Source organism: Streptomyces paromomycinus (genome assembly GCF_003865155.1).
In the GTDB taxonomy this organism is placed as follows: Bacteria; Actinomycetota; Actinomycetes; order Streptomycetales; family Streptomycetaceae; genus Streptomyces; species Streptomyces chrestomyceticus.
This window is the reverse complement of record NZ_BHZD01000001.1, coordinates 8,320,066-8,331,283: the sequence shown is the minus strand read 5'-3', so window position 1 is coordinate 8,331,283 and position 11,218 is coordinate 8,320,066. Positions and strand designations below refer to the sequence as shown.

The following is an 11,218-nucleotide window of genomic DNA, read 5'->3' as shown; positions in this document are numbered from 1 at the left end:
CAGGTCTCCTCTGGGTGAGTGACGGATCCGGGTCCGGAACCGCCGGGGTCAGCGGCAGCGTGCGTGGCCCGTGACGTAGGTGTAGCCGGGCGGAAGCTCCCAGCCGTCCGCCTTGCCCAGCAGACGGGAGTGCTCCCGGTAAGCGATGCGCCGGTCCTCGCTGGCCTCCTGGCCGGCAGGGAGGCGCCGGAGGAATCCGTGTACGAAGTATTCCGGTCGCATGCTCTTGGCGGAGGCGCCGTGGTGGGAGGACCGGCGCGGTGTGGGCCTCGGCGCCGGGTCGTAGCCGACCAACGGGATACAGGTCTCGCCCTCGCGCGCCGGATGGTGCGGGACGCCCTGGGTGTCCCGGCTGCCGGTTGCCGCATACAGCCGCCGCTCCGCGATGAGTTCCTCCGCCGCCTGGTCCAGCGCGTCGGCCTGGGACTGGGGCGGAACGTCACCGTACACGGCCCGCGGCAGCGCGGCGCGATCGAGAAGGGCGTGACCGTCCAGGGTCAGCAGACCGCACCGGCGAACGGCGCGCAGCACCAGGTGGTGCGGGTCGAGCCCGGCCGGCGAATCGGCGCTGCGGTCGCTTCCGGGTGCGGAATCCCGGGTGAGAACTCGAGGATCAAACTCATGACCGATGTAGCAGCCATCGATCTCGACAGGCTGGTCCAGCTCGGTGGTGGAGACGCGGACGACGCGCCCTCCCCTGGGCCACTGGACGGTGAGGAACAGACCAGGGAAGAAGTCGAAGGGCCACTGGACGTCGGTAAGGTCGCCTCCTTCGTCGTCACCGACCAGGGTGACATCCTGTGTGGCCTCGTCCGGATCGAGCTCGCCACCGGGATGAAGCAGTTCCAGCCGTACTGTGCGGATGTCGCATCCATGATCGCGCAGGTGCATCAGTACGAGCGGCCGCAGCGGCAGGCGATCCTCCAGGAGATGGGCGAGCCGCAACGGCTGACGCCAGGTGATCTCGCTGTCGTCCACGCGCAGGCTGTCGGAGAAACCGAGCCCTTCCGCCTCAAGCAGTGGCGCGTCGATCGGTTCGAGCTCGGGCTCCGCCGCGGCGGAGCCCGACACGGTGCCCGGGGCCGCGGGCTCCTCCAGCCCAGTATGATCGGGTACGGTCCCTGCGACGGCATCCAGCCAGCCGCGCCCCGCAGGCGTCAACGGGTCTCCCGTTTCGTCCTCTCCGGAGCCAGGTCGGTGGGTGCGCCACACTCCACCCTGTTCGAAGCTGTCGTCCAAGCTGACGCGGATATCGGCCTCCGCGAAGAGTCCGTCCTCGGACTCGCTGTGCAGGCAGTCGGCGATCACCAGATTGGCCTGGCAGACCGAGACCGCATACCCCACTCCGGACAGCAGCGGCGCGGCACCACCGATCGCGCGCAAGGCCGGCCCTACGGACAGGTAGCGGGTGTGCGAGGTGGCGAGTCCGTGCCGACGGCGGCCGGTGTCGGGCGGATTGGTCACCGAACGGGACAGGGCGATCATGTCCTCGCGCCCCAGTGCTCCGGACGAGGCGAGCCGCTCGGCGAGCCGGGACCGCGTCACCGCGTATTCCTGCCACAACCGCAGCACGTCGCTCCCTCGCAGGGCGCGCCGGACCACTGCGAGCAGGTTGAGCAACGCGGCCCGCAGATCTTCTGTGCCGATGCCCGCCGCGAGGTGAGCGATCGAGACCGGCACGTTCGGGTGGAGCAACGATTCCCGCTGGACGGTGAGCAGATGCTCGACGAACTCCTCGGCCTCACCGGCCGGGGCGGTACCGCTGTAGCGCCCGTGGACGACCAGATGAGCGTCGGCGTTCAGCCACTTCCCCCGGTTGAGCAGCGCCCGCAGCTTCGCTTCGTCCAGGTGGAGGGCGGGGCCGAACGCCTCCAGATCCGGCACCAGCAACTCCCGGCGCAGGCATGTCCGGCCCTGTGCCACCTCGCCCGGTCCGGACGCACCGGCCGGAGCTCCGGAGACCCAGGCCGGGAACACCAGTCCGTCCTCGGTGACCTCCGGGTGCCGGCCCTCCTTGTAGACCACCTCCGCGTACAGCAGCTTGCTGGAACCGCCGGTGTCGACCCGGACCATGGCACCCACCGGAACCGCGGGGGTCTCCTCGCCCCAGGTCAAGACCGGGAACACATCCAGGTCGAAGGGGCCGTTGCCGTAGCCTTCACCTCCTGGTTCGTAACCGAAGTAGGCGGCGTTGAAGGCGACAGCGGTGTGCAGAGGGCCGGAGCGGTCGTGCGCCACGGTCTCCAGGTAGCGCCGCAGCCGTAGCAGGTCCGCCGGTGGGGTGGCCTCGGGAGAGCGCGCCATGACAGGGGTGAGCACCGGGTCGTGCTCGTAGGGGCGCCAGATGTCAGGAGCCGGCGGTGCGGGCCGGGGTGGCGGGACTGCGGACGGAGGGACGGCGAGCATGCTCATCGGGGCTCCCCCTGCTGGTTGATCTTGACGGGGTGAGACAGAACCGCGCGGTGGAACGCGGAGAGACTGCCGGACCGTGCGTGCCACAGTCCGCTGTCGTTCTGCTCAGCCCTGCCGGCTGCCGCGAGGCGTGTGAGGCTTTCGTCCACCTGCCCCTGGGTGATGCCGGCCCGGCCGCCGAAGTAGCGGCTGGCGCGCAGGCTTTCGGGCAGCGGCACCATGCGCCGTTCGCCCGCGTGGTACGCGCTCTCGTCACCGCGCAGTACGTGCAGCAGGCGCCTGGGGTGCATACCGCGCGGCTGGAGCTGGAGCAGCCGGTGGACCTGGCGGTCTACGTGGTGATGGCGCAGGGTGGCGTCGACGCCTCCGCCGTCGTGCGGGCGCAGGCCGGCGAACGCCTCGGCGACAGCGGGGCGGTGCTCACCTAGTGGCCAGTCCCCTCGGTTCCAGCAGGCCGAGCAGCGGCAGTCGGCCCGGGCACAGCTCCCTTCGGGCAGGTCACCGACACCGAAGTAGTCGGCGAGGACTCGCTGGGCGCAACGGCCCGGCGCGTCGAAGAAGGCGCGCAGCCGGTCGAGTTCCTCAGCGGCTCTGGCCGACCTCCGCGTCATGAGGGGGAGGTAGCCGGCGGGGACGGCTCGCCGGTGCACGCGCAGGCCGGTAACCAGGTGGTGGCTGGGCGCGGCCGAGACGTCGAGCAAACCGCGGTCGTGCAGGCCGATCAGGAGTTCCCAGGTGGCCGCGGGGCCGTCGGCCACGTCCCGGTAGCCGGGAAGGTCACGCGCCAGCTCCCGGTCGAGTGCCAGGACGTCGACGCGGTGCGGGGTGCGCCAGGTCAGCCCGGCCCGGACGACGGCATCTTCGATGTCCTGACCCTCCTGGGCAGGGGCCCCGGGCGACCGTTCGGGGTCGGCGATGTCGCCGGGCCTGACGGCGCACAGCGGCGGGTGATCGCCGAGATCGGTCACCGCGCCGAGGTCGGCGAGGACGCTGAACGCCCGCATGACCGCGGCTTGGTGGCGCTCGCGCTGGTGGCGGTCGGAGAGCTCGTTCTCGGGCAGCGCGCCTCGCGCCGCTTCCTCCCCCATCAGCCGCTCGGCAACATCGGCAGCGGCGAAGCTGCCGTCCTGGAGGGAGAGCAGCAGCTCGGCGGCGCGGCGCAGTGCGGACACCGGAAGATCCTGTCCGGCCATGAAGCGTGCGGTGCGCAGGCCCCGGCCGGTGGCGAGCGCGAGCCCCACGTTGGCGGGGCGGCCCGGGGCGCCGGCCCCGCCCACGCTGTCGCGTCCGGCGCGGCCGATCTGCTGGTACAGAGCCGACAGGTCGGTGGGCGGTGAGACACACAGCACGGTCCGCACGTCGGGGCGGTTGACGCCGAGGCCGAAAGCCGAGGTGGCGACGACGACAACAGGGACGAAACCGGCCTCGTCCTCGTGTGGCGCCTCGCGGAAGGCGGTCATGGTCGCGGCCTTCTCGACCTCGGTGAGCCGGCCGTGGAAGCGCATGACACGTACCGCTGCCTCCCCCAGGTACTCACGCAGGTGCGTGTAGAGACTGTTGACCTCCTTGACAGTGAGGCAGTAGAGAATGGCGTGCCCCTCAAGCGCATCGACCACCTGCTCCACCAGGCCCGTGATTCCGCTCGGGCCGAGTCGGCGCATGGTGCGGCGGTGCAGGGAGAGCTCGGGACGTATGGGGTTCTCTTGCACGGTCACCAGATCGCCGTCCGCACCCTCGCCTGCGGCCTCCCGGCCCTCCTGGGGAGAGCCGGGCTCCGGGATGTCACGGGCCACCCCGAACAGCTGGGTGCGCAGTGCTTCGTGGACCGAGCGGTTCGCGGTGGCGGTCACGGCGGTCACCGCCACACCGTCCCGATCGCGTAGGTCACCGAGGAACCGTCCGATGCGGCGCATGCTCGGCCGGAAGTCCTCCCACTGGACGAGGGTGTGCGCCTCGTCGATCGCGATGCGCCGTACGACCCCGGCCTCGACCGCCCGGCGTACGAGGGTCTGGAAACGGCTCTGGCACAGGCGTTCGGGGCTCACGTAGACGAGGCGGATGCCGTGATCGGCCCGGCCGAGGAGCTGATCGGCCACTTCGGTCTTGCCCGCGCGGCTGCTGGACTCGCGTAACGGTGAAATCAGAGCACGGACCGCGCCGCCGATGGACCGGTTCAGTTCCAGTGCCTGATCGTGCATGAGCGCGACGAGGGGGCTCACGACGATGGTCACGCCAGGCAGCAGGAGCGCGGGTAGCTGAAAGGTGAAGCTCTTGCCGAATCCGGTGGGCAGGAGGCCGAGTACGTTGCGGCCCTGGGTGACCGCCCTGATCGCGGCGAGCTGTGCGGGCTTCAGGGCGACCGGCTCGTCGGACAGCCCCAGCAGCCCGGCGACCTCGGATGCTCGGGTGCAGACCTCGTCGGCCAGCAAGCCCTTCTCCCTCAGGTCCGTCTCCTCCTGAGCGCTGAGCCGCAGGGCGTGGATGCGGCGCGTGTACGGCAGCAGTGTGTGCCGGGCAAGCGCCTCTTCGGTGCACAGCTGCGCCGCACGGGTGCGGTCGAGGAGCTCCGAGTCGGCGAGGAAGGTCCATATGCGCTGCCAGCCGTCCGCCATGGTCGTCACGTTGCCGCCCCCGGTCTCACCGGTCTGCGGGTCGGGACACTCCAGTCCGTCGTCGAGGCTGCCGAGGAAGGCGCGGCGGTAGAGGCGGCGCAAGGCGCTGTGTCCGCCCAGCTTGCGGTCGCTGATGACGATGACGCCGCGGTGGCGGGACGAGCGGATCAGCCGCCCGACCGCCTGCCGTAACTGGAGCGCTGCGAGGGGCAGGTAGTACTGCTCGGTGGCAGCACCCTCGGGATCCGGGTGCCCCGCCTCGGCGGCACGTTCGCGCACCGCGGCTCTGCGGGCCTCGATCACAGGCGCAGCGAACGGTGCGAACGGCAGCTTGTTGATCCACACCAGTCGCAGCCGTGCGGGGTCGGACACATCGACGCCCTGCCACAGCCCTCGGGTGCCGACGAGGAAGCCACCGCCGTTCTCCTGGTCCGTGAAGGTCTGGTACGCGCGGCCGTTGCCGAGCGTCAACGCCTCGGCCACCGGGGCCGTGATCCCGCGTGCCGCAAGCTGTTCGACGAGGTGGGCACCAATGCCCGCAGCCGTGGCCTTGGCTGTGGTGAGGACCATAGCGCCGCCGTCCCAGCCTCCGCCGTCCGGACGCTTGCCGATCACCTGCTCGGCGAATCCGGCGAGCTGGTGCGCGACGACACGAACGGCCCCTTCTTCCTGCTCCGCCCACGAAGGAAAGTCGGAGAAGCACACCAGCTCGGCCTGGCGACGCAGATCGAACGGTGACGGCAGGGCCAGCCGGGGCAGGGAGGGAGGCAGGCCGAGACGGCCACACAGAAATTCCCAGTCACCGCCAACTCGCAGCGTCGCGGAGACGTACTGAACGCGGTCGAAGGAGTCGAGGAAACGACGCCACTCAGGGGTCGCGGGCAGCTCGACGGGGCTGGCAGCGATGCGGAACCGGTAAGCCCGCAGGTGGCTGTCGGGCTCTGCCAGTTCTTCGACGTAGACAACGCGCGAGGGCAACGTGCCGGTCAGCGTCGGAGCAGGAGACAAGAACGCGTCGATGCACGTGGTGAGGCGGTTCAGCCGATCGGCGACATCTTCGGCGCGCCGGACGAGACGCTCCGCCCTCTCACGGGCGAGCACTTCCAAATGCACAGAGTTCTGTGCCAGGTACCGTTCTGCGGCGGCACGAGCGCGGTTGACGGCCCGGGCACAGCGTTCGAGGTGGCGGGAGAGGCGGCGGACCTGACGGCTGTGCGCGGTGCCGCTGTACGGACCGATCAAGGTGACCGAGCGGCTGCCGATGCGCACCCCGACACCCTTGATCTGAGCGTCCAGGACCTGAGCGACCTGCCGCGGCAGCTGCTCGTCGTCAAGCAGGCGATCGAGGTCTGCGACAGCCGCTCGGCCGTCGTCGCTGCTGACTTCGTCGGCCCACACGAGAAGGTCGGTCAGAAGAGCTTCGAGCTCCTGATAGTCGATCTGGTCGGTGAGGGCGGCGGTGGCCGCGTTCTCCAGCTCGTGAGCCTCGTCGAGGACGAGGAGGGTGTTGCGACCGAGGGACTGGAGGTCGTCCAGGTGGGCCAAGGCGAGAGCGTGGTTCGCGAGGACGAGGCGGTGGCCGGCCACTGCCTCGCGTACGGTGTCAGTATGGCAGGCCAGGCTGCTGCCGGATCCAGCGCTGAAGTCGCCGTCGCGCTGGGAAAGCGACTCCAGCCACAGCGGAAGCAGCGGGCCCAGGTAGTCGGAGAAGAAAGCGGGTACGTCGACCGGGTCCACGGAACGCGCTGTCCAGGTCAGTGGGGGCCTGGTGGCAGCGCGCAGCCGAAGCGCCAGAAAAACGGTGAGTTCACGGAAGCGCGGATGAGCGGTGAAGCCATCACGGCGACGCCGACCGGAACGAGTCCGGGTGGCGTCGGCGAGTGACTGGTTCAGTGCGGACAGCGACACGCGGTTGACGGCGCCCTTGACCAAGTCGGTGACGGCAAGCAGCCCGGGAACAGCCTGCTGCAGGTCCTCAATGTCGCGAGCGAGCTGGCTCTGGAGTTGCTTGGTGAAGGTCGCTATCACGGCGGTGCGGCGTGGATCAGCGGCCAGGAAGTCCAGAGCGGCTGCGAGGATGGCATAACTCTTGCCGGTTCCGGTGGGCGCTTCGAGCATGCCCCCCGTACCGTGTTCGGCCCACGTCTGCAGCGCAGCCGTCATGCGCTGCTGTGCGGGGCGTGGTTCGACCCTTGCACCGTGCACGATCCGAGCGAGTGCCGTCGGGTCCACCCGGCCGTCACTCCTGACCAGTTCCGGGGCAAGCTGCACAGGAACACGCCGTGTGCCTGCAGTGCGTACCGGCCGGTGCGCAGCAAAAGTGCCGGCCAGCAGATCGGCTACCTCCCGCCGGTCCCAGGCGCGCCGCTCCCGCTGCAACGTCTGCGTACCGTACGCAAGCTCGAACAGCAGGCGCCAGGCATCCGAATCATGGCACACATCAGCGATGAGTGATTGTGTCCCGGTGCCCAAGGCGACAAGTTCGTCGGCTGCCCGCTCCAGGAGCCGGCCGAGCAAACGCACGTCGTCGGACGCGGCGTGTGCTCGCAGATCTTCTGTGCTCAAACCGGTCTCGGCCGCGAGAAGGTGGAGACGGTGTGTGGGCGCAGTGGGCCACAGGGCAAGAGCCAGGTACAACGCATCCACCGTCCGCCGCCCTGCGAGGGGATCCTCGCATCCAGCCGCTTCAGCGGCTTCCCGGATCAGTGAGAAGTCGAGCCCCGTCCCGTTGTACGCGACGACGATGTCTGCGGCGGCTGTGTATACGGCCAGCTCCCGCCACACCTGCGAAGCAGGCACGCCCTCCTTCCTGACAGCGGTGCGTACGGCAGGCTCGACCACTTGGTCCGCCACAGCACCGAGGCTGACGTAACGGTGCCAGGCCGGTCGCTCGGACACCCAGCCCTGGTCCGCTCCGAACCGCCGGGCGGCCACCTCGTAGACGTCGCGCTGCACATATGGCTCGGCTGTGGTGGTGCGGACGATGCTCTCCACATCGATGAGCACGGCCTTCATCAGGTGCTGCCCCGCCGAAGCAGCAGAGTCCGGCTCCGGCGCACTCGCTGTCGTCGCCCCTGCGACGGAGGCCGCTTCGACGACGAAGAGCACGTCGGACTCCTCGCGCAGCAGTCCGGCCTGGACTGCCTCGCCGACCAGCCGGGCAAGCCGCTGCTCAGGCATTCCGCCGCGGCGCCGCGTCACGCGCATCAGCTCGCCCCGAGCGACACCGGCCGGGTACCCGGCCACGATCTCGATGACTTTGCGCACTGCGGCCGAAACCTGGCTGCCAGCCTTGCCCACGGGCTTGCCCCTCCACCCCACCGGACGGGCTCCGCGTACCGGGCCTGATACCCGCCGCACCGGAACCCGAGGAACTCCCCCCGGAGGTCCGCACCAGTAACTCTCGTTCTGCACCAACCGCTTCAGCCGGCTCTTCCTACGGGCAGTTCACCCACCCCACTCGCCCCCTCAGTCTCTGCGTGGGCGTGGCCGAGGCATCCACGCATCCCCGCCCACGATTCCTACACAACTGGAGGACCGGGATTCACCAGACCGTCACATCGTAGTGGAATCCTGTCTCATTTGCGGGACGTTCGGAGAAGGCCGAAACCCAACGTCCTCCGTTTTCGCAGAAAACGTCTGCCCCAGGCCGGCCGCACACGTCGCTTGCCCAGCGCCCCTCCCGCTCCTCAGGAACCTTCGCCCCGTCCCGGGGACAGGCACACCACTTTTAGAGGCGGCTTCAGCTAGGCACCTCCCGAGAACAGCTAACGCCGCACTCGCGGCATCCCCAGCCCGATCCACGCGATGATCTCGCGCTGGATCTCGTTGTTGCCGCCGCCGAAGGTGAAGATGACCGCGGAGCGGTAGCCGCGTTCCAGTTCGCCGTGGAGGACGGCGCCGGCCGAGCCGTCCTTCAGGGGGCCTGCGGCGCCGACGACCTCCATCAGCCAGGCGTACGCGTCGCGGCGGGCCTCCGAGCCGTGGACCTTGACCGCGGAGGCATCCTGCGGGGTGAGGGTGCCTTGCTGGAGGGCGTCCACCATCTGCCAGTTCAGCAGCTTCATGGCGTCCAGTCTGGTGTGGGTACGGGCCAGCCGGCCGCGTACCCAGCCCAGGTCGATGACGCGCCGTCCGTCGGCCAGCTTGGTCTCGGTGGCCCAGCGCTGTACGTCGTGCAGGGCGCGGACGGCCATCGTGCCGTGGGCGGCGAGGGTGACGCGTTCGTGATTGAGCTGGTTGGTGATGATGCGCCAGCCCTGGTTCTCCTCGCCGACGCGGCGGGTCAGGGGGACACGGATGTTCTCGTAGTAGCTGGCGGTGGTGTCGTGCGAGGCGAGGGTGTTGATGCGGGTGCAGGAGTAGCCGGGGTCGGAGGTGGGCACGAGGAGCAGGCTGATGCCCTTGTGGGGCGGTACGCCGTCCTCGACGGGGGCGGTGCGCACGGCGAGCCAGACCCAGTCGGCCGTGTCGCCGTTGGTGGTCCAGATCTTCTGCCCGTTGACGAGGTAGCCGTCACCGTCGCGTACGGCCCGGGTCTTCAGCGAGGCCAGGTCCGTGCCGGCTTCCGGTTCGCTGTAGCCGATCGCGAAGTCGATCTCCCCGGCCAGGATCCTGGGCAGGAAGTACGCCTTCTGCTCGTCGGTGCCGTACCGCATGATCGTCGGGCCGACGGTGTTCAGCGCCATCAGGGGCAGCGGCACGCCCGCCTGTGCGGCCTCGTCGAAGAAGATGAACTGCTCCATCGGCGTCAGGCCCCGGCCGCCGTACTCCTCGGGCCAGCCGACCCCGAGCCAGCCGTCCGTGCCGAGCTTCCGGACCGTCTCGCGGTAGAACCGTTTCTGCGGGCTGGGGCCCGTGGCGTCCCGCGCGCCGGTTCCGGTGCCGTGGAATCGCTCGTACGCGGTGTCGGGGGTCAAGGCGGCAAAGTATTCCCGCAGTTCGGACCGCAACCGCTGCTGTGCCGGTGTGTATTCGAGGTGCACGGCCCCTCCTGGTCTGACCGGCCCGGGTGACGGTGCGGTGACACATACGCCGCCCCGGCGCACGGCGGGTGCGGCACGGCGTGGCACGGCGCGGTGCGGGAGCAGTTTTCTGACGGGCCGTCGGGTTCTGGGTCGTGGGCACAGTAGAACGTGTTCCATTGATGGGGAAGGGGGTGAGCGGGGCGGAGGGCCGTCGCCGGGCCGCGGGGCCGCCCCGGGCGGTTCGGCGGTGGCCGCCCGGACCGTCGGCGGTGGCCGGCCTGCCTGCCTTCGGCAGTGACTATCTGAGCAGCTTGAGGAAGTCCGTCTGGCCCCCACCGGGGTACCTGGTGTCCGTCGGAGGCTGATTCGACATGTACTCGACCCCGGGGTCGTCGTCCGGCGCTTCGTTGCCCTGTTTGTTGCCGGGCAGGTCAGCGCCGCCGCAGTGGTTGAGCGGGCTGCGGAGAGAAGCCTGGCCGAGCAGGCCGGCGACGTTCCCGGTGGCGTGCGCGGCGGCGCCGCGCGCCCTGGTGAACCGGCCGTTGAGACAGGTGTTGTCGTGAGACGGAGACCCGATGACGATGATTCCGCCGGCCGACGCGGGCCCCGCACCGCCGAGTGATGCCGCGGAGACCGCGGCCATCACCGCGAAAGTAGCGCATGTTCTTTGAGTGGCCATGACACGTGAACGACCGTCGGCACGGTAAGTCATCGTCAGTACTCCGAAAGCCGTCGTCCGTCCGCCGGCCGGCCCACCCGGCAAGCCGGCCGGTCCGGACCGCTCCCTCAGTCCGCCGCCTCGGCCAGGCGCCGCAGCAGCGGTTCGATCTCGGCGAGCCGGCGGACCTCGTCGGGCCGCAGCGAGACGAGGCGCCCGGCCAGCACCTCGGCCTCGCCGCGGGCGACCTCGGCGAGCGCGGCCGTGCCGCGCTCGGTGGCCAGGACGCGGCTGGCCCGGCCGTCCGTGGGGTCCGGTTCGCGGCGGATCAGGCCGGCGGTCTCCAGGCCCAGCACGGCCGCGGTGGCGGTCGGCTGGGAGCAGGGGACCCAGGTCGCGATCTCGCCGATCCGGGAGGGGCCGCGCTGGGTCAGCATGGCGAGGACGGCGAGCTGGGTCGGCTGGATGCCGCCCGCGGCGGCGGCCCTGCGCAGGCTGCGGGTCAGCCGGTTCAGGGAGACCACCAGCTGGAGTGCCGCATCGTCACCGATTGTCATCGTTCAGCCCAT

Annotated in this window: 5 protein-coding genes; all 5 read right to left on the bottom strand. The window is 70.1% G+C overall.

The genetic code is table 11. The features are described from left to right. Window positions 1-48 precede the first annotated feature (48 nt). The gene (locus OEIGOIKO_RS35950) at window positions 49-2,412 is read right to left on the bottom strand and encodes a hypothetical protein (protein WP_246177759.1); all 2,364 of its coding nucleotides are present in this window, start codon (window positions 2,410-2,412) and stop codon (window positions 49-51) included. Then, window positions 2,409-8,291: a DEAD/DEAH box helicase gene (locus OEIGOIKO_RS35945; RefSeq protein ID WP_125057543.1), complete on the bottom strand. Its 5,883-nt coding sequence runs from the start codon at window positions 8,289-8,291 to the stop codon at window positions 2,409-2,411. Before OEIGOIKO_RS35945 ends, OEIGOIKO_RS35950 begins: the two co-directional genes overlap by 4 nt. 500 nt (window positions 8,292-8,791) lie before the next feature. Beyond that, the gene (locus OEIGOIKO_RS35940; RefSeq protein ID WP_125057542.1) at window positions 8,792-10,009 is read right to left on the bottom strand and encodes an acyl-CoA dehydrogenase family protein; all 1,218 of its coding nucleotides are present in this window, start codon (window positions 10,007-10,009) and stop codon (window positions 8,792-8,794) included. Window positions 10,010-10,289: 280 nt separating this feature from the next. Further along, entirely contained in the window at window positions 10,290-10,634 is a 345-nt protein-coding gene (locus OEIGOIKO_RS41940; RefSeq protein ID WP_170251957.1) for a hypothetical protein, read from the bottom strand. 143 nt (window positions 10,635-10,777) lie between these two features. Continuing rightward, window positions 10,778-11,206: a MarR family winged helix-turn-helix transcriptional regulator gene (locus OEIGOIKO_RS35930; RefSeq protein ID WP_125057540.1), complete on the bottom strand. Its 429-nt coding sequence runs from the start codon at window positions 11,204-11,206 to the stop codon at window positions 10,778-10,780. Window positions 11,207-11,218 lie beyond the last annotated feature (12 nt).

Coding starts and splice junctions, on each gene's coding strand:
- OEIGOIKO_RS41940 (WP_170251957.1), bottom strand. CDS start 10,634: ATGGCCGCGGTCTCCGCGGCATCACTCGGCGGTGCGGGGCCCGCGTCG.
- OEIGOIKO_RS35950 (WP_246177759.1), bottom strand. CDS start 2,412: ATGAGCATGCTCGCCGTCCCTCCGTCCGCAGTCCCGCCACCCCGGCCC.
- OEIGOIKO_RS35930 (WP_125057540.1), bottom strand. CDS start 11,206: ATGACAATCGGTGACGATGCGGCACTCCAGCTGGTGGTCTCCCTGAAC.